Source organism: Pandoraea pneumonica (assembly GCF_902459645.1).
GTDB classification, from domain to species: Bacteria; Pseudomonadota; Gammaproteobacteria; order Burkholderiales; family Burkholderiaceae; genus Pandoraea; species Pandoraea pneumonica.
This window is the reverse complement of record NZ_CABPSK010000002.1, coordinates 1,282,185-1,305,109: the sequence shown is the minus strand read 5'-3', so window position 1 is coordinate 1,305,109 and position 22,925 is coordinate 1,282,185. Positions and strand designations below refer to the sequence as shown.

The window sequence follows — 22,925 nt, the reverse complement described above, 5'->3', positions numbered from 1 at the left end:
TTGCTCCCCGGCAGCACTGGCTGCGGCTCCTTGGCCGTTGATGAGATCAGTTCACAAACCCAAGGAGAGACGCAATGAGAATCGGCATTCCCGCCGAGACGCTTGCCGGCGAAACCCGTGTGGCGGCCACGCCAGAAACGGTCAAAAAGCTGGTCGCGTCAGGACATCAAGTCGTAGTTGCCCATGGCGCCGGAGACGCAGCTAGCGTACCCGACGCAGCCTTCGTCGCCGCAGGTGCGTCGATTGGCAGCGCCGCCGAGGCTTTAGGGGCAGAGCTCGTCCTGAAAGTCCGCGCCCCATCACCGGAAGAACTCGCACAAATCCCGCGCAGCAGCGTGCTCGTGGGCATGCTCAATCCCTTCGATGCCGAGAACAACTCGCGCATGGCCGCCGCAGGCATCACCGCCTTCGCGCTCGAAGCTGCGCCGCGTACCACGCGGGCGCAAAGCATGGACGTGCTTTCCTCACAGGCGAACATCGCTGGCTATAAAGCCGTGATGCTTGCCGCGAACCTCTATCAGCGCTTTATGCCGATGCTGATGACGGCAGCCGGTACGGTGAAGGCCGCGCGCCTCGTAGTGCTGGGCGCGGGCGTTGCAGGCTTGCAGGCCATCGCTACGGCCAAGCGCTTGGGCGCAGTGATCGAAGCGTCGGACGTGCGTCCGGCCGTGCGCGAGCAGATCGAATCGCTCGGCGCAAAGTTCATCGACGTGCCGTTCGAAACCGATGAAGAACGCGAGATCGCCAAGGGCGTGGGCGGCTATGCCCGTCCGATGCCTGCCGCATGGCTCGCGCGTCAGTCGCAACTGGTGCACACGCGTTTGACGCAAGCCGACATCGTCATTTCCACCGCCCTGATCCCGGGCCGCGCTGCACCGACGCTGATCGCTGAAGACACCGTCAAGGCTATGAAGCCCGGCTCGGTCATCATCGACCTCGCCGCAGGACGTGGTGCCAACGGCGGCGGCAATTGCCCGCTGTCGGTGGCCGACGAGATCGTGAAGGTGCATGGCGTGACGATTGCGGGTTACACGAACTTGGCAGGCATGGTCGCGGCTGACGCATCCGCGCTTTATGCCCGCAACGTACTCGACTTCCTCAAGCTGGTGATCGACAAGGAAAACAAGCTCGTCATCGATACCAACGACGACATCGTCGCCGCGTGCCTGATGTGCCGCGACGGTCAGGTATTACGCGCCGCATAAGAAGGGGGACATAAGAATGGAAATGATCAATCACACGGTGATCAATCTGATCATCTTTGTGCTGGCGGTGTACGTCGGCTATCACGTGGTATGGAACGTCACACCGGCGCTGCACACGCCGCTCATGGCGGTGACCAACGCCATTTCGGCCATCGTCATCGTGGGCGCGATGCTCGCGGCTGGGCTGACCGAAGGCGGTCTGGGCAAGACGATGGGCGTTATTGCTGTGGCACTGGCCGCCGTGAATGTGTTCGGGGGCTTCCTCGTTACGCAACGCATGCTCGAGATGTTCAAGAAGAAAGACAAGCCGGTAAAGGCTGAGGAGAGCAAGCAATGAGCATGAATCTCGTCACGCTGCTGTATCTGGTCGCGTCGGTCTGTTTCATTCAGGCACTCAAAGGCCTGTCGAATCCGAAGATGGCGCGACGCGGCAACGCGTTCGGCATGATCGGTATGGCCATCGCCGCCGTCACCACCATTGCGCTGATTTACGAATTGCGCCGTCTCTCGGGCGGTAATTACTCGGGTCTTGCCTTGATTCTCGCGGGGTTGGTCGTCGGTGGCGGTATCGGTGCTTTCGTCGCTCGTAAGGTCGAGATGACGAAGATGCCGGAACTGGTCGCAGCAATGCACTCGCTGATCGGTCTAGCCGCCGTGTGTATCGCTGTCGCAGCGGTCGCTGAACCGGCTGCCTTCGGTATCGTGCCAGCGGGTGAGACGCTGCTGCCGCCGGGCAACCGTATCGAGTTGTTCATCGGTACGTTCGTCGGCGCGATTACGTTCTCGGGGTCGGTCATCGCATTCGGCAAGCTCTCGGGCAAGTACAAGTTCCGCCTGTTCCAGGGCGCACCGGTGCAGTTCACGGGCCAGCACACGATCAACCTGCTGCTCGCCATCGCCATGCTTGGCTTCGGCGTGATCTTCTTCCTGTCGCAAAGCTGGCTGCCGTTCATTCTGATGGCCGCTATCGCCTTCGTGCTGGGCGTGCTGATCATCATCCCGATTGGCGGTGCCGACATGCCGGTGGTGGTGTCGATGCTGAACTCGTATTCAGGCTGGGCAGCGGCAGGCATCGGCTTCTCGCTGAACAACCCGATGCTCATCATCGCCGGTTCGCTGGTGGGTTCGTCGGGTGCGATTCTGTCGTACATCATGTGCAAGGCGATGAATCGCTCGTTCTTCAACGTGATTCTGGGCGGCTTCGGTGCACAACCGGGGGCAGCGGCAGCGGGTGGCGAACAACAGCAACGCCCGGTGAAGTCGGGCTCGCCTGACGACGCAGCGTTCCTCATGAGCAACGCAGAATCGCTGGTGATCGTGCCGGGCTACGGTCTGGCCGTCGCCCGCGCCCAGCACGCGCTCAAGGAACTGACCGACAAGCTCTCCGAGAAAGGTGTGCAAGTGCGCTACGCCATTCACCCGGTCGCAGGCCGTATGCCGGGGCACATGAACGTGTTGCTCGCGGAAGCCGAAGTCCCCTACGATCAAGTGCTGGAAATGGACGAGATCAACGGCGAATTCGGTCAGACCGACGTGGTGCTGGTGCTGGGCGCGAACGACGTGGTCAACCCGGCCGCAAAGAACGATCCGCAGTCACCGATCGCAGGCATGCCGATTCTCGAAGCCTATAAGGCCAAGACGATCATCGTGAACAAGCGCTCGATGGCCGCCGGTTACGCCGGCCTGGACAACGAGTTGTTCTATCTCGACAAGACGATGATGGTGTTCGGCGACGCGAAGAAGGTCGTCGAAGAGATGGTCAAAGCAGTCGACTAAAGCAATACCGACACGTGCGCCGCAACGGCGCACGATGCATGACACGCGGGGCGGCGAGAGTCGCCCCGCGCTACAATGCGCGCTCGTTCCTGTCCCTGCTCTACTGCTCTACGGAATCGCGCTATGACGTCCGGCCCGCTCGGCATTGTTGCCGCTCTGCACGAAGAAATTGCCGACCTGCTGGCCGAGATGGCCCCGGGTGCCCGTGTCGAACACATCGGCATGCGCGACTATCACGTGGGCACGCTCCACGGACAAGACTGCGTGATCGTGCTCGCGCGCATCGGCAAGGTCGCCGCAGCCGCCACGACAACGGCGCTCATCCACCGTTTCGGCGTCAGCGAAATCGTCTTCACCGGCTTGGCGGGCGGACTCGCTCATGGCCTCGCTGTCGGCGACATGGTCATCGCCGACACGCTCGTGCAACACGATCTCGACGCCAGTCCGCTCTTTCCCCGCTTTGAAGTCCCACTGCTCGGGCGCGCAACGTTCGACACCGATCCGTCATTGCGCGAGGCGCTCGCACAGGCCGCCCGCGATTGGCTTTCAGAAGCGATGCCGAACCACGTAGCACCAGAGGTTCGAAGCGAACTCAGGATGACCTCGCCGCGCGTGCACATCGGACAAATCGCGAGTGGCGATCAGTTCATCAGCAGCGCCCGCGAAGTGGCCCGACTGCGTGAAGCGTTGCCGCAAACGCTTGCCGTCGAAATGGAAGGCGCCGCCGTGGCACAAATCTGCCACGAATACGGCGTGCCGTTCGCGGTCATGCGCACACTCTCCGATTCGGCGGATGACGCGGCACATGTCGATTTCCCGCGTTTCCTGCGCGATGTCGCGAGCGTGTATTCGCACGGCATCCTCACACGATTCTTGCAGCGCCGAAGCTAACACCGCATAACGAAAAAGACCGGCCAATGGCCGGTCTTTTTTCATGGCGTCGCGTCTATCCGCACGCTGCCCCGAACTCGGGTCACGCTTGCGGCTTGCTGCCTTCGCCCTCGCCTTCTTGAGGACGCTTGCGCACCGAGCCTGCAATCAGATCGAAGCGGAACAGACGGCATTCGAGCGCGCCATTGAATAGCGGCGTGCGGCGCGATTCGCGCAGGCGCATTTGCCCGGGCAAGCTCATGTCGGCCGTCAGCAGGTAAGCGCTCCAGCCCGTGAAGCGTTGCTTGAGCACGTCGCCGAAGGCCTTGAAGAACTGCGCATCGACGCCGTCCGGCTGCACGCGCTGGAACTGGCCGCGTCCGCCTGACGACTCGAAATCGCCATCGTCGCCCGCATCGCGCGGCGAACGGCGGCCACGCACCTCGATACGCTCGCCGTACGGCGGGTTTGCCACGATGATGCCCGGACGATCGACCGGCGGCGCCATGTCGCGTGCATCCACCTGTTTCAGGCCCACGTCCCCCACACCGGCGCGCTCCAGATTGGCGCGCGCTTTCACCAGCATGTCGCCCGAAATGTCGCTGCCGAAAATCGTCGGCGGCACGCCACGCACGCGGGCATCGCGTTGCGCGTCCTGCGCCTGCACCTTGAGCGATTGCCAAGCGTTGATGTCGTATCCCTTGAGCTTCTCGAAACCGAAACGACGCGCCACACCGGCGGGCACGCCCAGTGCAATCTGTGCCGCTTCGGCGAGGAACGTGCCGCTGCCGCACATCGGGTCGTACAGCACCATGTCGGCTGCCGTATCCGTGCGCCAACCGGCCAGACGCAAAATGCCTGCGGCAAGGTTCTCGCGCAACGGTGCTGCGCCCTTGTCCAGACGCCAGCCGCGCTTGAACAGCGCTTCACCGGAAGTATCGAGATAAAGCGTCGCGTCGGTCGCCGTCAGGAACGCGAACACGCGCACATCCGGTTCGGACGTGTCGATGTTCGGACGAGAGCCGGTCTTCTCGCGCAGACGGTCGCACACGGCATCCTTGATGCGCAGCGTGACGAATTCGAGACTGCGCACGGGGGCTTTGATGCCCGTGACGTCGACGCGCAGGGTTTGCTGATAACCGAACCAGTCTTCCCAGCGCTGCGAGAGCGCGAAGGCGTAGATGTCCTGTTCGGTGCGATAGCCTTGTTGCGCGATGCGCAGCAACACACGGCTCGCGATACGCGAATGCAGGTTGGCTGCCATGCCGGCCGCCCACGGGCCGGCAAAGTGCACGCCGCCAGGCACCTGTTTGCCGACGGACAAAGGCGCGAGACGCCCGAGTTCAGCCAGTTCGGCGGCAAGCGCCTCTTCCAGTCCACGAGGACAGGGCGCGAAAAATTCGAAGGAAGCCATAGCGATGCGTACGGCCGGCGCACGGGGCGCCGGCTGAGGGAATAAAGCGCTATTGTACGCGTGCCGGACCGGCCGGCGAGATTGGCGTGAGCAGCGCACCGCCCGGGCAGGCGGCGAGTTTGTGCAGCAGCGTGTCGACAATCGCCTCGGGCGTCTCGCGGATGTCGATGATGAGCGCGTCGCGCGGTTCTTCGAGCGTATCGAACTGGCTTTGCAGCAGTGCCGGATCGAAAAAATGCCCCGCGCGCGACGCCAAACGCTCACCGATCACCTCGGGCGCGCCCTTCAAGTAGACGAACACGACATCGCCGTCGTGCTCGCCCAGCACGTCGCGATAGCGCGAACGCAACGCCGAACACGCGAACACATGATGACGCCCCGCCACACGGCGCGCGACGATCGCCTCGCGAATAGCGGCGAGCCACGGCGCGCGGTCGCTGTCGTTAAGCGCTTCGCCACGGCGCATCTTCTCGATGTTCGCCGCGCTGTGAAACGAATCTGCGTCGGAAAACCCGCAGCCCAGACGGTCGGCCAACATCTGCCCGACCGTGCTCTTGCCGCTGCCCGATACGCCCATTACCACGACGATCATGGCTCGTCTCCTTGTGACCGGCTGACTCGCGTCAGCGTGTTGCGGGTGTTGCGTGCCCTGCATCGTTACCTCACAGCACGCTGGCCAAGCCGAGCGTGAGCAGCAGCGCCACCACCGAAATGATCGTCTCGCAAACCGTCCAGGTCTTGAACGTCTGCGGCACGGTCATGTTGAAGTATTCCTTAACCAGCCAGAAGCCGCCGTCGTTCACGTGCGACAGGATCAGCGAACCCGCGCCCGTGGCCAACACCATCAACTCCGGCTTGACCGTCGCCCCGGCTGCGGCAGCAATCGGTGCCACGATACCGCAAGCCGTGGTCATCGCTACCGTCGCCGAGCCCGTCGCCACCCGAATGAGCGCCGCCACCAGCCAGCCGAGCAACAGCGGCGAGAGGCTGGCGTGCGTGGCGACATCGACAATCGCCTTCGACACGCCGCCGTCCATGAGAATACGCCCGAAGCCGCCGCCTGCGCCCACCACGAGGGTAATCGTGGCAATCGGGGCCAGACACTCGTTGGTGAACTTCAGAATCTGGTCGCGGTTAAAGCCGCGCTGCTTGCCGAACGTGAAGAAGCTCACCAGCGTCGCGATGAGCAGCGCCATGACCGAATTGCCGATCAGGCGCAGGAAGTCGTTCGCGAACGTCTTCGGGGCGAAGAACAGGTCGGCCCAGCTACCGATCAGCATCAGAATGACCGGCAACAGAATCGTGAACAGGGTGATACCGAAGCCCGGCAGCTCGCTCATCGGACGGTCTTCGTCGACGAACTGCGCCAGCAGCGGGTTATCCGGATTCGGCACAACGTGACGCGCCATCAGCTTGGCGAAAAGCGGGCCCGCGATGGCCGCCGTCGGAATGCCGACGATCAGCGCGTACATGATGGTGTGGCCGATGTCCGCGTTGTAAGCGGTCACCGCGAGCAACGCTGCCGGGTGCGGCGGAATCAGACCGTGCACGACCGACAAGCCCGCAACCATCGGAATGCCCACGAGCACCATCGACGTACCGGTGCGCTTGGCCACGTTGAACGCGATCGGAATCAGCAGCACGAAGCCGACTTCGAAGAACACCGGCAGGCCGACGATGAACGCGATCACGACCATCGCCCAGTGCACGTTCTTCTCACCGAAGAAGCCGATGAGCGTGCGCGCAATGCGCTCGGCCCCGCCCGACTCGGCCATCATCTTGCCGAGCATCGTCCCTAAGCCCACCACCAGCGCAATGTGGCCGAGCGTGTTGCCCACGCCGGTCTCGAACGCCTTGACGATGCCGCCCATGGGCATACCCACCGCCAGCCCAAGCACGAGCGAGACGACGATCAGGGTAATGAACGGGTTCAGTTTGAATTTCGCGATCAGTACGATCAGCGCAATTACCGCGACAAGCGCGTACACCAGCAGCAAGTTACCTTGCACCGCAGCCATGGGGGTCTCCTCGATTGGCTAGATGGGCGGCTGCCCGTGGGGCTAACGCCCCGATTGTTGGAATCCTGTTATTCAGTCAACCACGCTTCAATCAACCTGCTTCAATCAACCACGCGGCAGCGCGCTCGCCGCACGGGCCAGACGCGTGATGCCGTCCCAGTCCTTCGCGTCGACCAGCGCCTTGGGCGTGAGCCACGAACCGCCCACGCACACCACATTCGGTTGCGCCAGATACGACGGTGCCGACTCGGCGCTGATGCCGCCCGTCGGGCAGAAGCGCACATGGCGGAACGGGCCGTACAGCGCCTTGAGCATCGGCACGCCACCCGAGGGCTCGGCCGGGAAGAACTTCACGGTTTCGTAGCCATCGGCCAGCGCCGCGAGAATGTCCGAGGGCGTGACCACGCCCGGCAGCAACGGCAGACCGGCCGCTTTGGCCGCGGCGCCCAATGCGGGGGTGTAGCCCGGCGACACGCCGAAGCGCGCACCGGCGGCCACGGCCTGCGCCATCTCTTCGGGGCGCGTGAGCGTGCCCACGCCAACGATCAGTTCGTCCGACAGGCTGGCCACGTGCTTGATGACGTCCATCGCAGCCGGCGTGCGCAGCGTGATTTCGAGGACTCGCACGCCACCCGCGAGCAACGCGCGAGCGACGTTTTCGCCCTGCGCTACGTCGTCGAACTGGAGCACCGGCACTACGGGACCGGCACGAACGATGTCATTGATATCCATTGCGTTTTCCTTGAAGTCAGCGGTGCGGCCAGCGCACCGCTCGAGCCATTGCGCTCAAACAGATCCGAAGAACACGGAAGCGCCCGCTTCCGCAGCGCCGACAGCGGCGCGCATGTGGCCGAACAGCAGGCGGCCGGTGTCGTCGCCCGACGCTGGCACCGGCGCAATCTCGCGCGCGGCCCACACATCGGGGCTCACTTCGGCGTGCAACATGCCAGACGCGGCGTCGAGCACGATCAGATCGCCGTCGCACACGCGGGCGAGCGGACCGCCGCCGGCAGCCTCCGGCGAGACGTGAATCACCGCCGGTACCTTGCCTGACGCGCCCGACATGCGGCCGTCGGTCACCAGCGCCACGGCAAAGCCTTCGTCCTGCAACGCGCCCAGCAGCGGCGTCAAGCGATGCAACTCGGGCATGCCGTTCGCGCGCGGGCCCTGACCGCGCAGCACCACCACCACGTCGCGATGCAACTCGCCAGCGTCAAACGCGGCCTTGACCGCTTCCTGCGAAGTAAATACGCGAGCCGTCGCGGCCACACGCCGATGTTCCGGCTTGACCGCCGACACCTTGATGACACCGCGACCCAGATTGCCATGCATGAGGCGCAGTCCGCCATCGGGGGCGAACGGCTCGGCATGGCCGCGCAATACGTCACGATCACCACTGTAGGCGCTACCGTCGCGCCATGCCAGCCCCTGCTCCGAGAGCCACGGCTCTTGGCGATAGCGCGACAAGCCCGGACCGGCCACGGTTTGTACGTCTTCGTGCAGCAGCCCCGCGTCGAGCAATTCGCCGATCAGGAAGCCCATGCCGCCCGCCGCGTGGAAATGATTCACGTCGGCCTTGCCGTTCGGATACACGCGCGCGAGCAGCGGCACGACGGCCGAAAGCGCATCGAAATCGTCCCAGTCGATCACCACGCCTGCCGCGCGCGCCATCGCCACCAAGTGCAGCGTGTGATTGGTCGAGCCGCCCGTGGCGAGCAACCCGACGATGCCGTTGACGACCGCGCGCTCGTCGACCACGTGGCCGATGGGCGTGTACTCAGCGGTATCGGCACCGATGGCCAGCACGCGCGCGAGGGCCGCTTCGGTGAGCGCGTCGCGAAGCGGCATATGCGGGTGTACGAAAGCGGCGCCGGGCAAATGCAGTCCCATCACTTCCATGAGCAACTGATTGCTGTTGGCCGTGCCGTAGAACGTGCAAGTGCCCGCGCCGTGATACGCCTGCGACTCGGCTTCGAGCAGCGCGTCGCGACCGACTTTGCCGGTGGCGTACAACTGGCGGATACGGGCCTTCTCGTCGTTCGACAGGCCGCTCGCCATCGGACCGGCGGGCACAAAGATCGTCGGCAGATGACCGAATTGCAGCGCACCGATCACTAGACCCGGCACGATCTTGTCGCACACACCGAGCATGAGCGCTGCATCGAACATGTTGTGCGAGAGCGCCACGGCGGTGCTCATCGCGATGATTTCGCGCGAGAACAGCGACAACTCCATACCGGCGTTGCCCTGCGTCACGCCATCGCACATGGCGGGCACGCCACCGGCGACTTGCGCCGTCGCGCCCAACTTGCGGGCGGCGTCGCGCAGGCGGGCCGGGTATTGCTCGTACGGCTGGTGCGCCGAGAGCATGTCGTTGTACGCCGTGACGATGCCCACGTTCGGGCGACGCTGCTCGCGCAGCATCAGCTTGTCGTTGGCGGGCATGGCGGCAAAGCCGTGGGCAAGGTTGGCGCACGAGAGCGCGCCGCGTTGCGGGAAGCTGCCTCGGCTGGCCTCGATACGCGCAAGGTAGGCCGAGCGCGAATCGCGGCTACGCGCGGCAATGCGCGCGGTGACGGCCATCAGGGTCGGGTGCAGGGGCTTGGTTTGCTCAGACGTCATGCCGGCTCGGCTGAAATGGGGTGTGCCCAGGTTGGGCACGATTGGGAGCGGAGTTTAGTAGAAATTCTACATCCCATCAATCAAAAGCCATCGGCATACGGGGTTTTACTGAGTGTTTTCCATGAGTTACGGCAATTATTACCGTATTGAGAAACTGTTCACCGCCATATGAAACGCCATATTTTTGTAGTTTTTGTACATTCCCATCGTTCCCAACCGAGCAGAACTGCCGGGAAAGCCATGCGGCGCGTGCCGTAGCCGGTGCTATAGTGGGCGACTGCTTATGTGGGTTGCTGCCCTGCCATGCTGAACCGAATCGAAGCCACACTGACTCAATTGCGCCCTTCAGAGCGCAAACTCGCCACCTATGTGCTGGACGCGCCGCGTGAAGTTGTCGATTTATCGATGAACGAACTGGCCGAGCGCGCCAACGTCAGCCAGCCGACCATCGCCCGTTTTTGTCAGGCCGTCGGATGCAGCGGGTATCGGGAATTCAAGATTCGGCTCGCACAAGGCATCGCGCAGGGTGTGCCGTTCGTCCATCGCGACGTGCGTCCCGACGAACCGGTGCCGGGCATTGCCAGCAAAGTGCTCGATCGCACCATCGGCAGCCTCATGCAAGTGCGCAACAACCTCTCGCCCGACAGCATTGGACAAGCCATCGATCTGCTGGCGAATGCGCGCCGCATCGAGTTCTATGGCGCGGGAGCCTCGGGCATTGCTGCGCAGGACATGCAGCACAAGTTCTTCCGGCTCGGTGTGCCGGCGGTGGCTTATAGCGATCCGCACGTGTATGGCATGTCTGCCGCGCTGCTGCGTGAAGGCGATGTGGTGATTGCGATTTCCAACACGGGACGCACGCAAGATTTGCTCGAAGCCGCGCAACTCGCGCGTACAGCGGGCGCTACCGTCATTGCGATCACGCACAGCAATTCGCCGTTGGCGCGGCTCGCCAGTGTGGCGTTGTTTGCCGACGTGGACGAAGACACCGATGTGTACTCGCCACTGACCTCGCGCATCGCGCACTTGGCCATCGGCGACGTGCTGGCAGTGGGGATGGCGCTGCGACTGGGCGATCGACTGCCCGCGCAGCTCGCCCGAGCGAAGGAAGTCATCAACCGTCGCCGTACCGCTAGCGACGGTCAATAGACGGGAGAGCGGCTTACCCCCGCTTTGCGTCCGGATTCACTGCGTTTTGCAGCGCTTTGCCGGTCAGCGCAGCGATCAGGTTGTCGGCGGCACACGATGCCATCGCGTAACGCGTTTCATGCGTCGCCGAGCCGATGTGCGGCAACGCCACCACGTTCTTCATCTTAAGCAGCGGCGAATCGACCGACACCGGTTCGCGCTCGAAAACGTCGAGGCCTGCGGCACGCAAATGGCCAGACGCCAGCGACTCGATCAACGCCGCTTCGTCGATCACCTTGCCGCGTGCGGCATTGATGAAAATGGCCCCCGGCTTCATCTGCGCGAATTCCTTCGCACCGATCAGACGCTCGGTGGCGGGCGACAGCGGCACCAACGTCACGACGAAATCGGACTGGGCCAGCAAGTCCGGCAGCGCGCGGTGCTGCGCGGCATAAGCTGCTTCCGCCGCCTCGTTGCGCGAACGGTTGCTGTACAGCACCTTCATGCCGAAGCCGAGCGCTGCGCGGCGTGCCACTGCACCACCGATACGCCCCATGCCCACGATGCCGAGCATTTTGCCCTGCACGTCGGTGCCGAAATACGCCTCGCCAAGACTGCCCTTCCAGCCGCCCGCTTTCACCAATTCAGCCAGCTCGACCACACGCCGTGCGCTCGCAAGAATCAGCGAGAAAACGGTGTCGGCGGTCGTTTCGGTGAGCACGTCGGGCGTGTTCATCAGCACGACGCCGCGACGCGTGAGATCGGGCACATCGAACTGGTCGTAGCCCACCGAGATGGTGGCCCACGCATGCAGCTTCGGTGCGGCGTCGAGCATTGCGGGCGTGACATTCACCCCCACGCCGATGGCCCCGTCGGCACGGCCGAGCGCCGCCGTGAACGCCGCGCGATTGGCGTCGTTCACACCGTCGAATTCATTCAGCTCGAAATGCTCGGCCAGACGCGCGCGCACGTCGGCGGGCACGCTCTTGTACAACACAACTTCCGGACGACTCATCCTAATGACTCCCTGCGAATGCTCAGTGGGTGTTCTGTCGATGGCTTGCCATCAGCCTTGCTTGGCGCGCGCGAGTGCAAACGCGCGTTCGAGAAAGTCGAGACGATCTTGCCCCCAATACGGCTCGCCTTCGAACACGAACCAGGGTACGCCGTAGACACCGGCCGACATCGCATCTTCGGTATTCGCGTCGAACGCGGCCTGCACGCTCGCGCCTTGCGACGCGGTGAGCAGCGACTTGCCGTCGAGCGACAGATCATTGGCAATGCTCAGCAGCGTGTCGTCATCGGCGATATTGCACTCTTGCGTCCACAGCGCGCTGGAAATGGCGCCCGAGAGTTCGAGCGCCTTTGCCGTGCCGTGCGCGAGTTGTGTGGCGATGATCAGGCGCGCGGCCGGGTCACCCGCTACCGGGAAGAACTTGGGCTGCGGGTTGAGCGGCAGGTCGAGATACTTCGACCAGCGCGCCAATTCCACCAGACGATACGCCTGACGCTGCGGCGTGCGCTTGGCGAGCGGCAGGCCACCCGAGACGGCGAACACGCGCCCCAGATCGACGGGCTTGAGCTGAACCTGCACGTCGTAACGGCGTACCAGTTCGAGGAACCGCGCATGGCCCATATACACATAGGGCGACGGCGGGGCGAGATAGTAATCGCAGGTCAGGCTCACGGCAGGCTCCTCTCGGTGCTCGATAGATATCTGAATTGATACGGTGCGTGTGCGAAGCGGTGTTGTTATCGATGCAAATCGTTCGTGCGATTTGTCTGTGGTCGTGTCAGAACGGCTTGACGACCGCGAGAATCACGGCGGCGAGCAGCCCAAGCACGGGGACTTCATTGAAATAGCGATACCAGCGGTGCGAATGCGTGTTTTGGCCGGTTTCGAACTTGCGCAGCAGACGCCCGCACGCATGGTGATAACCGAGCAGCAGCACGACGATCAGCAGCTTCGCGTGCAGCCAGCCGCTCTGACGGCCGATGCCGTAGTACAGCCACAGCACCAGCCCGAAAGCGAGTGCGGGCACAGCGAGCATCGTCATGAAGCGATACAGCTTTCGGGCCATGAGCAGCAGGCGCTGCGTGGCATTGGGATCGGTTTCCATCGCCAGATTGACGAAGATGCGCGGCAGATAGAACAGACCCGCGAACCATGAGGCAATGAAAACGATGTGAAACGCTTTGATCCAGAGCATTGGGGACAGGCGGCCGCGGGCGGGCCATCGAATATTTTGAACAGCAAGCAATGTACAACAATCCGCCGGCTCGCGAGGGGGCGCTCACAGGTAGCGGCAGCCCGTGGGCCTGCGGCAAATCGACGCGACGCCCCCTCTCGGCTGTGCCAGAATACGAGCCATATCGGCTTCCGACGCCGTTTTATCCCGCTCGGCGCCCTGCGCGCCGGCCACTGGCCCCTGCATGAGAATTCTTGGTATCGACCCCGGCCTGCGCGTCACTGGCTTCGGCGTGCTCGAAAAGCACGGCAACCGTCTGCAATACGTGACGAGTGGCGTCATCCGCTCCGGCGAAGGCACGCTGTCCGCACGCCTGCGCATCATCTTCGAAAGTGTGTCGGAACTGGTCGCCACGTATCAGCCCGATCAAGCCGCCGTTGAAAAAGTCTTCGTCAATGTGAACCCGCAATCGACGCTGCTGCTCGGGCAAGCGCGCGGCGCGGCCATCACGGCGCTGTCGGTCGGCGGACTGGAAGTCTTCGAATACACCCCGTCGCAACTCAAACAAGCCGTGGTCGGCACGGGCCGCGCGCGTAAAGAACAAGTGCAGGACATGGTGACCCGCCTGCTCGCGCTGACCGGCACGCCGGGCACCGACGCGTCCGACGCGCTGGGCGTCGCGATCTGCCATGCCCACTGCGGCGAAACCTTCGCGGCATTGGCCGATGTGTCGCAAGCGCTGACAGGTAAAGCGATGCGCGTGCGACGTGGCCGACTGGTCGGCTGAGGCCAGCCGGGACATCCGCGCGCCATCATCGGCGCACACCGTGGCGCCGCAGGATAACCGGCTCACTGGACGGGCAAGCGACGCCCGAAGCGCTACAATGCTGCCATGATCGAAACCGACAAACTCGCCGCCGAGCGCATCATTGCGCCGACACCGGCCTCGCCCAACGAAGAAGCCTTCGAGCGCGCGCTGCGCCCCAAGCTGCTCGACGAATACGTCGGTCAGCGCAAGGTGCGCGGCCAGTTGGAAATCTTCATCGAGGCAGCCCGCAAACGCGCCGAGCCGCTCGACCACGTGCTGCTCTTCGGCCCGCCGGGTCTGGGCAAGACCACCCTCGCGCACATCATCGCGCGCGAAATGGGCGTGCATCTTCGCCAGACGTCGGGCCCGGTGCTCGAACGTCCGGGCGACCTCGCCGCCCTGCTCACCAATCTCGAAGCCAACGATGTGCTGTTCATCGACGAAATTCACCGGCTCTCGCCGGTCGTCGAAGAAATTCTGTATCCGGCACTCGAGGACTATCAGATCGACATCATGATCGGTGAAGGCCCGGCGGCGCGCAGCGTCAAGCTCGACCTTCAGCCGTTCACGCTCGTCGGTGCGACCACCCGCGCCGGCATGCTGACCAACCCGCTGCGCGATCGCTTCGGCATCGTGGCGCGTCTGGAGTTTTATTCGGCCGACGAACTCGCCGGGATCGTGCGCCGTTCTGCCGGGCTGTTGGGCGCGGTGATCGCCGACGATGGCGCGTTCGAAATCGCACGCCGTGCACGCGGCACGCCACGTATCGCGAACCGTTTGCTGCGTCGTGTGCGCGACTACGCCGAAGTGCGGGCCGATGGCCGCATTACGGCAGCCGTGGCCGATGCGGCGCTCTCGATGCTCGACGTCGACGCGGTCGGCCTCGACGTGATGGACCGCAAGTTGCTCGAAGCCGTGCTGCACAAGTTCGACGGCGGCCCGGTGGGTGTCGACAATCTGGCGGCCGCCATTGGCGAAGAGCGCGACACCATCGAAGACGTGATCGAGCCGTATCTGATCCAGCAAGGTTTTCTGCAACGCACGCCGCGCGGGCGCGTCGCCACGCTGGCCGCCTATCGCCACTTCGGGCTGTCGGCCCCGGGCAGCGCGCCGGAGAGCGGCTCGCTCTGGTCGCCCGACACCCCGGGCGGGAATTGACGGCGGGCACCGCCCCTCAGCGCCTCGCGCCAACTATCATGTCGGCCCACGTCAGCCTTTGCATCCGTCCCTGTGAAGCCGTCAGGGTGCGCCATCCTGCCGGAGCCCGTCGCGCATGAGCTCGCCTGACGATCTCCCCACCCCGCCGCCGAAAACCCCGCTTCAGCCCGCTGGCCCCGTTGTCGGGCTGTCGGGCCGCGTGCGACACGCGATTGCGATGCGGCTCGTGAGCCTCACGTCCGGCCCCGGTGCGCCGCGCCTCAATTACGACACGCCCAACGGCGACCCCGGCCTGTTCGGCCCGGACGCCGCCTGCTGGCACGTGCATGGCGACTTCACCTCGATGATGATCGGTGGCATCAGCGCGCTGCTGATGCAGTCACTGCATCCGCTTGCCATGGCGGGCGTCTGGGATCACTCCAGCTTCCGGCAAGACGTGATCGGCCGCCTGCGCCGCACCGCCACCTTCATCGGCGGCACCACGTTCGGAAATACGGCCGACGCCGAAGCGTTGCTCGATCGCGTGCGCCGCATCCATCTGCAAGTCAAAGGCACCGCGCCCGACGGCAGACCTTATGCCGCGTACGATCCTGATTTGCTCACGTGGGTGCATGTCGCAGAGACATCGAGTTTTCTGCGCAGCTATCTGGTCTACAAGAACCCGGCGTTCCCGCGCAGCGAACAAGATCGCTATTACGCGGAAGTCGCCCGCATCGCGATTGCGCTCGGCGCACGCGACGTGCCGACGAGCGTCGATGGCATCGAAGCCTATTTCGCTGCGATTCGCCCCGAATTAGCCGTGAGCGAGCGCACGGACGAAGTGGTGCGCGTGCTACGCAACCTGCCGTCGCCATTTGCCGGGGCGCGTGTGTTCGGGGGATTGTTGTTTCGTGCGGGGGTCGATTTGCTGCCCGATTGGGCGCAAGGCATGCTCGGCTTCGAAGACGGCGCTATCGTGCGCCGCCTGACCGTACGCCCGGCCGTGCGTCACACGGCGCAGGTCGCGCGCTGGGCGATGCGCAACAGCGTTGCGCACCGAGCGCGACGACGGGCGCTGGCGACACCCGATGTCGTCGCACAAGCGCCGTCGATGGAGCGGTAATACGGCGAATCCGGAGCGCCTTGGTAAAAGCGCGCATCGTCACGACACCACGCCGCGCCTCATGAACCGGCGACGCAGCAAATCATTCACATCAAACCACGCGTGGGTCCACGCGATCTGACGAACTCCCTTCTGCGGGCTTGTCGTTGATCTCGTCGCGCACAGCGTCGTCCAAATGCGTGACGTCGCCCCAACTGAGTACCTGCCAATGCTCGCCGTCGAATGCGATGCGATTCACACTCGCGTTCAGTAGCGGGTACGAACGCGGCGCAGACAACTCAAGCCCCGTCGCCAGCCGATAGCAGCAATCGAGCACGCCGCCGTGTGCGACAAGCGCGAGATGCTGCCCTGCGTGGTCGCGCAGCAATTGCGCAACGAAGCCGGTAATCCGCGTATAGAACGCACGTGTCGACTCGCCACCCGGGATCGTGAAATCCGGGTCGCGCGTTTGCCAGCGTGCATAGTCCTCGGGAAACTGCGCCTGAATTTCATCGGGCGAGCGCGTCTCGAAAACACCGTAATGGCGCTCGCGCAGGTTCGCGGTGCGCACCAGCGGCAGCCCGCAGGCCTGCGCCACTGGTTCAGCCGTCTGCACGGCGCGCTGCAAATCGCTCGTGAGCACCTGATCGAACAAGTGCCCCCGCGCGGCGAATTCACGCGCCACGCGCGCACCCAGTCGCGCGGCCTGATGCTCGCCCTCAGCCGAGAGCGGAATGTCGGTGTGTCCCTGAATGCGCTTTACGCGATTCCAATCGGTCTCGCCGTGGCGAATCAGGGTCAGCGTCGTCGTCTTGCCAGTCATTCTGCCTTCGGATTCAGGGTGTAAGTGCCAGTGACGCTCGCCTTGCCGAGCACGTGCGGTTGGATCGCCTTCAAGACGTCATCGCCGCCAAAGCGGCCATCGAGCGGCACACGGGCGACGTCGAGGGCATACACGGTGAAGTGGTAGTGGTGAACGATCGTGTCGTTCCACGGCGGGCACGGGCCGTCATAGCCGTAGTAATCGCCCTTCATGCTGTCGTCGCCAGCAAACCACGCGGTGTAGTCGTTAATGCCGTGACGCATGCCGTCGAGCGCGTCCGGGCCGAACTTGCCGCGCGGCGTGACGTGATTGCTATGGCTGGCAGCGGGAATTTCGTTGATCGATGCCGGTACGTCGACCAGCACCCAGTGATAGAAATCGACGCGCGGCAGATCGGCCGGCACTTCGCGGCCTTCCTTGTTGACGTCGTCGCCTTGGCTCGGCACGTCGCTGTCGGTACAAATCACGACAAACGAACGCGTACCAGCGGGCACGTCGGACCAGGCCAGATGCGGATTCTTATTCTGCGACAGCGCCACATGCGACTGCGCGTCCGGCTTGCCGAACGCGAACTGTTCGTCTATCGCCGCATTGTCGGCGAACGAGTCACTCCAGACTTTCATCAGCTTCTCCCTTGCGATGTCATTTCAAAACCCAACGACGGTATCACACCGTCGGGTATCGCGTGAGATGCCGAGTCTGAATTACACGTTGTCGGGACGCGTTTGCAGCCAGAAGGTGACCGGACCGTCGTTCACGAGCGAAACGCGCATATGCGCACCGAACTCGCCCGTCTCGACAATCGCGTGGCGCGAGCGCGCCTGGGCGACGAAATGATCGAACAATCGCTTGCCATCCGCCGGGCTCGCCGCAGGCGTGAAGCTCGGGCGTGTGCCGCTGTTGGTGTCGGCAGCGAGCGTGAACTGCGAGACGAGCAGCAGCCCGCCCGCCTGTCCATTGCCGTCGAGACTGCTCACGCTGCGGTTCATCTTGCCAGCTTCGTCTGAAAAGACGCGGTAGCCGAGCAACTTCGTGAGCAGTTTGTCCGCGCTCGCTTCGGTATCGCCGCGCTCGGCGCACACCAGCGCCAGCAGGCCCGGGCCGATGGCACCCACGGTGCGGCCATCGACCGTCACCGCGGCTTCCAGCACGCGTTGAATGAGCGCGATCATGCGCGGCTACCTACCGGTGAAATCGGCGAAACCCGCGAGAGCAGCAAAACCCGCACAACCGACGAATGGCGACGCGAAGGCACCATTACGCGAGGGTGACGCGAGCGAAGCGGCGCTTGCCGACCTGCACCACGTAGGTGCCAGCCTCGATCTTTGCGCCCTTGTCGGACACCACTTCGCCATCGACGCGCACACCGCCTTGATCGATGTTGCGGTTGGCTTCCGACGTGGACGGCACGAGACCCGCTTGCTTGAGCAGTTGGCCGATGCCCAGCGGCGCGCCGTCGAGCGAGACGTCCGGAATGTCGTCCGGCACGCCGCCCTTGGCGCGTGCGTTGAAGTCTTCGAGCGCACGCTCGGCGTCGGCTTGCGAATGGAAGCGTGCGACGATTTCCTGCGCCAGCAACACCTTCACGTCGCGCGGGTTACGCCCGCCGTCGACATCCTGCTTGAGCTGCGCAATCTCTTCGAGCGTGCGGAACGACAGCAGCTCGTAGTAGCGCCACATCAGGTCGTCCGAGATGCTCATCAGCTTGCCGAACATCTCGCTCGGCTTTTCGCTGATACCGATGTAGTTGCCCTTGGACTTCGACATCTTCTCGACGCCGTCGAGCCCCACGAGCAGCGGCATCGTCAGAATGCACTGCGGCTCCTGACCGTATTGCTTTTGCAGCTCGCGGCCCACCAGCAGATTGAACTTCTGGTCGGTGCCGCCCAGTTCCAGATCCGACTCCAGTGCCACCGAGTCGTAACCCTGCATGAGCGGGTACAGGAATTCGTGAATCGCGATCGGCACGCCACCTTGGAAACGCTTGGTGAAGTCTTCACGCTCGAGCATGCGCGCCATGGTGTAGCGCGACGCGAGCTTGATCATGCCGTCGGCGCCCAGCTTCATCGACCACTCGCTGTTGTAGCGAATCTCGGTCTTGCTGCGGTCGAGCACCAGCGCGGCCTGCTCGAAATAGGTCTTGGCGTTCGCCTCGATCTGCTCGCGCGTGAGCGGCGGGCGGGTGCTGTTACGGCCCGACGGGTCGCCGATCAGCGAGGTGAAGTCGCCGATCAGGAAAATGACCGTGTGCCCCAGATCCTGCAACTGGCGCATCTTGTTGAGCACCACCGTGTGGCCGATGTGGATGTCCGGCGCGGTCGGGTCCAGGCCCAGCTTGATACGCAACGGCTTGCCGGTGGCTTCGCTGCGAGCCAGCTTCTGGAGGAACTCCTCCTCCACCAGCAGCTCGTCGCAGCCGCGCTTGGCGATCGCCATAGCGGCCCGCGTGGCGTCAGTCACTGGGTACGTCTTTTCCGGGGTGAGTGTGTGTTCACTTGTCATAACTTCTATATCCAGACTGCGTTGGGATTTCCCCCAACGCAAGAGATGTTGGCGCGTCTGCTATAATCGCCGCTCAATTCTCGGCTCGGGCCAAGGCGCCGCCGGGTTGCCGGAAGGCAATTCGAAGCGTGTCGCTCCGCCCGGGCTTTTTCGTAAGTTGCGCAGAATTTTACGTGATGTGGCCAAAACTCCGTGATTTTTTTGCGCGTGAACTGCTGACCCTGATCGATCCCACGCAGCCGAAGCACCGTCGCAGAAAGGTGCAAATCGTGGCGACGGTCGGTTCGGCCCTGACGTTGGGAATGGTGACCGCATTCGGCGTGGCTCCCATGGTGCCGGACTCGGCACGCAATGGTGCAAGCATCACGCTGCCGCTCACCTTCCCCGATCTGGCCCGACAAATCCAGCAGCTCGACGCGCAACCTCAGACCTTCATCCATCAAGTGGCGCTGCGGCGCGGCGAGACGCTTGGCGACATGCTTTCACGCCTGTCGATTCAAGACCCCGCTGCCGAGCGCTTCATCCGCGAGAATGCCGTTGCACGGCGTCTCATCGGCGTGCCCGCCGGTCAGGTCGTTCAGGCCGAAACCGACGACGACGGCAAGCTCGTCACACTCTCCACCGTTATCTCGACCGGCACGGCCAATGGCCAGCAGCTGGTGATCGAGCGCAACGACAGCGGCAAGCTGGGCGCGCGCATCGATCAGCTCGCGAGCGACACCGAATGGGCCATGCGCTCGGGTGCCATCGCGGGTAACTTCTTCACGGCCATGGACGACGCGGGCGTGCCCGATGCCGTCGTCGCGCAGATGGTCAATATCTTCTCCGGTGTGATCAACTTCCAGCGCGACGTGCGCCGTGGCGATCGCTTCCGGCTCGTGTACGAAGTGGTCAAGCAGCAAGACCGCACCGTGCGCACCGGCCGCATTCTCGCCATCGAGTTCATCAACCAAGGCAAGACACATCAGGCCATTTGGTACGCCGACCCGCAAGGCTCGGCAGACGGCGCGTATTACGGCTTCGACGGGCGCAATCTCAAGCAGGCCTTCCTGCGCACCCCGGTGGAGTTCTCGCGTATCTCGTCGGCGTTCGGTGGCCGTGAGCATCCGTTCCAGCACCAGTGGAAGAAGCACGAAGGCGTCGATCTCGCCGCACCTGTCGGCACGCGCGTGTTTGCGGCGGGCGACGGTGTGGTGAAGTTCGTCGGCAAGCAAAACGGTTACGGCAATCTCATCGAGATCAACCATGCCGGTGATTACCAGACGCGCTACGCCCACTTGTCGGGCTTCAGTTCCGGCCTGAAGCCGGGCGCCCGTGTGACGCAAGGTCAGGTCATCGGCTTTGTCGGCCAGACCGGCTGGGCCACCGGCCCGCATCTGCATTACGAACTGCGCTACAAGAACGTGCCGCGCAATCCGTTTGCCACCGATGTGGCCGCCGTGGCACCGCTCGCGGGCCCGCGCCTGAAGCTGTTCGATATGTATGCAGCCAACCTGCTCAAGCGCATCGATCTGATGCGAACCGTGCAAGTCGCCGAGCGCGATTAAGGTATGCTGGAGGCCGCACCGTGCGGTGGTTGCGTGCAATATTTTGCGATGATTTTTGCAATATGCACGCACCGCCGGACGGTGTGAAACGTCCTCCGGCTTCCCCTGAACGTCTGCGCTCCGCTCATGACTGACACCGCTTCCCAAGGCGCCCATCCGGCCGCCATCGCAGCAACTTCCCACTTTATCGGCCTCATGTCCGGCACCAGCCTCGACGGTGTCGACGGCGTGCTCGTTGCGTCGCCCAGCGGCAAAGTGCTCGCCGAGGCGTACATCGCGTTTCCCGCGGATTTGCGTGAAACGCTGATGGTGCTGCAAGCCCCATCCGAGAACGAACTGCATCGGGAAGCGCTCGCGGCCAACGCCCTCGCGCGTCATTACGCCGACTGCGTGAAAGCCTTGCTTGAGCGCGCCGGTTTGCCTGCGTCCGCCATTACCGCGGTCGGTGCGCACGGGCAGACGATTCGCCATCGTCCCGGGGAGTTTGACGGGGTCGGTTACACACGCCAGTTGAACGCGCCAGCGCTGATTGCCGAGTTGACGGGCATCGACATCGTCGCTGACATACGCAGCCGTGACGTTGCCGCGGGCGGGCAAGGTGCGCCGTTGGTGCCCGCCTATCACCAAGCAAAGTTTTCGGAGGCTGGCGAGACGCGCGTCGTGTGCAATCTCGGCGGCATCAGCAACGTGACGATTCTGCCTGCGGCAGCCTCAGGCAAACCGGTGACCGGTTTCGACTGCGGCCCGGGCAATGCTCTGCTCGATGGCTGGGCGGCTCGGCATATCGGCAAGCCCTATGACGAGGGCGGTCAGTGGGGTGCCAGCGGACGCGTTCACGACGCCCTGCTCGCTGCATTGCTTAGCGAACCCTATTTCGCGCAGACACCGCCCAAGAGCACCGGACGCGATCTCTTTCACGCCGCGTGGTTGGACGCCCATTTGGCCGCCTTCCCGGGCATTGCGCCAGTGGACGTGCAGGCAACGCTCGTCGCCCTGACGGCAGCGTGCGTGGCTGCGGACGTGCTGCGTTATGCACCGGACTGCAAAGGCTTCTACGCCTGCGGTGGCGGCACGCGCAATCAGGCGTTGATGCAGGCCATCGCGGCCCGCCTACCGGGCGTCACGGTCGCGACCACCGATGCACTGGGCGTGCCCCCGCATCAGGTCGAAGCCCTAGCGTTCGCGTGGCTCGCCGAGCGCTGTCTGGCGCGCCTGCCGGGGAATCTGCCGTCGGTGACCGGCGCAGCCGGTTTGCGCGTCCTCGGGGCGATCTACCCGCGCTGACGGCGAGGCATCGCACGAATAGCGCGTTAACGAGAAAAGGGCCCTTGCGGGCCCTTTTCTCTGTGTACTTCCGGATGCTGCCGTCGTGTCGCTCAGACCGAGAACGACGAGCCGCAACCACAGGTCGTGGAAGCGTTCGGGTTCTTGATCACGAACTGTGCGCCGTTGATATCTTCTTTGTAGTCGATCTCGGCGCCCACCAGGTATTGGTAGCTCATCGAGTCGATCAGCAGCGAAACGCCGTTCTTGTCGAGCACGGTGTCATCTTCGTTCACGTCTTCGTCGAAGGTGAAACCATACTGAAAGCCGGAGCAACCGCCACCCTGCACGAAAACGCGCAGTTTGAGTTCCGGGTTGCCTTCTTCGTCGATCAGTTGCTTGACCTTGTCCGCGGCGCTGTCGGTAAAGACCAGAAACGCGGGCATTTCCGTGACGGCGGCCTCAAGCGGTGCGTTCATCGCAAATCTCCATAATTCGGTTGGGTACCATTCTATTCCCTA

The 22,925-nt window shown here is 63.7% G+C and carries 23 protein-coding genes; 10 read left to right on the top strand and 13 right to left on the bottom strand.

The features are described from left to right. The first annotated feature begins 74 nt into the window (after positions 1–74). From PPN31114_RS15045 to PPN31114_RS15030, 4 genes are all read left to right on the top strand, one after another. A complete protein-coding gene (locus tag PPN31114_RS15045; protein ID WP_150680248.1) occupies positions 75–1,205 on the top strand; it encodes a Re/Si-specific NAD(P)(+) transhydrogenase subunit alpha in 1,131 nt (376 codons plus the stop codon). Positions 1,206–1,221: 16 nt separating this feature from the next. Beyond that, a complete protein-coding gene (locus PPN31114_RS15040; protein WP_150680247.1) occupies positions 1,222–1,542 on the top strand; it encodes an NAD(P) transhydrogenase subunit alpha part 2 in 321 nt (106 codons plus the stop codon). Beyond that, positions 1,539–2,981 carry an NAD(P)(+) transhydrogenase (Re/Si-specific) subunit beta gene (locus tag PPN31114_RS15035; protein ID WP_150680246.1) on the top strand — a complete coding sequence of 481 codons (1,443 nt, stop codon included), beginning with the start codon at positions 1,539–1,541 and terminating at the stop codon, positions 2,979–2,981. The genes PPN31114_RS15040 and PPN31114_RS15035 overlap by 4 nt, the downstream gene beginning before the upstream one ends. Positions 2,982–3,104: 123 nt before the next feature. Continuing rightward, on the top strand, positions 3,105–3,872 hold the full coding sequence (locus tag PPN31114_RS15030) for a 5'-methylthioadenosine/adenosylhomocysteine nucleosidase (protein ID WP_150680245.1): 768 nt from the start codon (positions 3,105–3,107) through the stop codon (positions 3,870–3,872). An 82-nt stretch (positions 3,873–3,954) separates the two neighbouring features. On the opposite strand, the gene PPN31114_RS15025 is transcribed toward PPN31114_RS15030, so the two are convergent. The 5 genes from PPN31114_RS15025 to edd form a co-directional block, all read right to left on the bottom strand. After that, a complete protein-coding gene (locus PPN31114_RS15025) occupies positions 3,955–5,265 on the bottom strand; it encodes a THUMP domain-containing class I SAM-dependent RNA methyltransferase (protein ID WP_150680244.1) in 1,311 nt (436 codons plus the stop codon). 49 nt (positions 5,266–5,314) lie between these two features. Further along, positions 5,315–5,857 carry a gluconokinase gene (locus PPN31114_RS15020; RefSeq protein WP_150680243.1) on the bottom strand — a complete coding sequence of 181 codons (543 nt, stop codon included), beginning with the start codon at positions 5,855–5,857 and terminating at the stop codon, positions 5,315–5,317. 70 nt (positions 5,858–5,927) lie between these two features. Next, entirely contained in the window at positions 5,928–7,283 is a 1,356-nt protein-coding gene (locus PPN31114_RS15015) for a GntP family permease (protein WP_150680242.1), read from the bottom strand. Between the two features lie 105 nt (positions 7,284–7,388). After that, a complete protein-coding gene (gene eda, locus PPN31114_RS15010; protein ID WP_150680241.1) occupies positions 7,389–8,015 on the bottom strand; it encodes a bifunctional 4-hydroxy-2-oxoglutarate aldolase/2-dehydro-3-deoxy-phosphogluconate aldolase in 627 nt (208 codons plus the stop codon). A 54-nt stretch (positions 8,016–8,069) separates the two neighbouring features. After that, positions 8,070–9,905, bottom strand: a complete 1,836-nt coding sequence (gene edd, locus PPN31114_RS15005; protein ID WP_174988060.1) for a phosphogluconate dehydratase — start codon at positions 9,903–9,905, stop codon at positions 8,070–8,072. 303 nt (positions 9,906–10,208) lie between these two features. Here edd and PPN31114_RS15000 point away from each other — a divergent pair, with 303 nt between their 5' ends. Next, positions 10,209–11,054 (top strand): MurR/RpiR family transcriptional regulator, encoded by an 846-nt coding sequence (locus tag PPN31114_RS15000; protein ID WP_150680240.1) that lies wholly within the window; start codon positions 10,209–10,211, stop codon positions 11,052–11,054. Positions 11,055–11,067: 13 nt separating this feature from the next. Here the strand turns inward: PPN31114_RS15000 and PPN31114_RS14995 are convergent, their stop codons facing one another. From PPN31114_RS14995 to PPN31114_RS14985, 3 genes are all read right to left on the bottom strand, one after another. After that, positions 11,068–12,048 (bottom strand): NAD(P)-dependent oxidoreductase, encoded by a 981-nt coding sequence (locus tag PPN31114_RS14995; protein WP_150680239.1) that lies wholly within the window; start codon positions 12,046–12,048, stop codon positions 11,068–11,070. Positions 12,049–12,099: 51 nt separating this feature from the next. Further along, entirely contained in the window at positions 12,100–12,720 is a 621-nt protein-coding gene (locus PPN31114_RS14990; protein WP_150680238.1) for a 2-hydroxychromene-2-carboxylate isomerase, read from the bottom strand. Positions 12,721–12,826: 106 nt separating this feature from the next. Next, positions 12,827–13,243, bottom strand: coding sequence for a CopD family protein (locus PPN31114_RS14985; protein WP_150680237.1), 417 nt, complete (start codon positions 13,241–13,243; stop codon positions 12,827–12,829). A 223-nt stretch (positions 13,244–13,466) separates the two neighbouring features. Here PPN31114_RS14985 and ruvC point away from each other — a divergent pair, with 223 nt between their 5' ends. The 3 genes from ruvC (at position 13,467) to PPN31114_RS14970 (ending at position 16,290) form a co-directional block, all read left to right on the top strand. Next, positions 13,467–14,009, top strand: a complete 543-nt coding sequence (gene ruvC, locus PPN31114_RS14980; protein ID WP_150680236.1) for a crossover junction endodeoxyribonuclease RuvC — start codon at positions 13,467–13,469, stop codon at positions 14,007–14,009. Positions 14,010–14,114: 105 nt separating this feature from the next. After that, complete coding sequence (ruvB, locus tag PPN31114_RS14975; RefSeq protein WP_150680235.1) at positions 14,115–15,188, top strand: Holliday junction branch migration DNA helicase RuvB; 1,074 nt, start codon at positions 14,115–14,117, stop codon at positions 15,186–15,188. A gap of 115 nt (positions 15,189–15,303) precedes the next feature. Further along, entirely contained in the window at positions 15,304–16,290 is a 987-nt protein-coding gene (locus tag PPN31114_RS14970; protein WP_150680234.1) for an oxygenase MpaB family protein, read from the top strand. 91 nt (positions 16,291–16,381) lie between these two features. On the opposite strand, the gene PPN31114_RS14965 is transcribed toward PPN31114_RS14970, so the two are convergent. The 4 genes from PPN31114_RS14965 to tyrS all read right to left on the bottom strand — a co-directional run bounded on the left by PPN31114_RS14965 (position 16,382) and on the right by tyrS (position 19,594). Then, positions 16,382–17,092: a histidine phosphatase family protein gene (locus PPN31114_RS14965; protein WP_150680233.1), complete on the bottom strand. Its 711-nt coding sequence runs from the start codon at positions 17,090–17,092 to the stop codon at positions 16,382–16,384. Then, positions 17,089–17,715, bottom strand: a complete 627-nt coding sequence (locus tag PPN31114_RS14960) for a YbhB/YbcL family Raf kinase inhibitor-like protein (protein WP_150680232.1) — start codon at positions 17,713–17,715, stop codon at positions 17,089–17,091. Before PPN31114_RS14960 ends, PPN31114_RS14965 begins: the two co-directional genes overlap by 4 nt. An 81-nt stretch (positions 17,716–17,796) precedes the next feature. Continuing rightward, positions 17,797–18,264 carry a D-aminoacyl-tRNA deacylase gene (gene dtd, locus PPN31114_RS14955; protein WP_150680231.1) on the bottom strand — a complete coding sequence of 156 codons (468 nt, stop codon included), beginning with the start codon at positions 18,262–18,264 and terminating at the stop codon, positions 17,797–17,799. 85 nt (positions 18,265–18,349) lie between these two features. After that, a complete protein-coding gene (gene tyrS / locus PPN31114_RS14950; RefSeq protein ID WP_150680230.1) occupies positions 18,350–19,594 on the bottom strand; it encodes a tyrosine--tRNA ligase in 1,245 nt (414 codons plus the stop codon). Positions 19,595–19,770: 176 nt separating this feature from the next. Between tyrS and PPN31114_RS14945 the strand changes: the two genes are divergently transcribed. Both PPN31114_RS14945 and PPN31114_RS14940 read left to right on the top strand, forming a co-directional pair. Continuing rightward, complete coding sequence (locus PPN31114_RS14945) at positions 19,771–21,141, top strand: M23 family metallopeptidase (RefSeq protein WP_150680229.1); 1,371 nt, start codon at positions 19,771–19,773, stop codon at positions 21,139–21,141. A gap of 126 nt (positions 21,142–21,267) precedes the next feature. Beyond that, complete coding sequence (locus PPN31114_RS14940) at positions 21,268–22,425, top strand: anhydro-N-acetylmuramic acid kinase (protein ID WP_150680228.1); 1,158 nt, start codon at positions 21,268–21,270, stop codon at positions 22,423–22,425. A gap of 92 nt (positions 22,426–22,517) precedes the next feature. Here the strand turns inward: PPN31114_RS14940 and erpA are convergent, their stop codons facing one another. Next, on the bottom strand, positions 22,518–22,883 hold the full coding sequence (erpA, locus tag PPN31114_RS14935) for an iron-sulfur cluster insertion protein ErpA (RefSeq protein ID WP_058377438.1): 366 nt from the start codon (positions 22,881–22,883) through the stop codon (positions 22,518–22,520). Between the last annotated feature and the right edge of the window lie 42 nt (positions 22,884–22,925).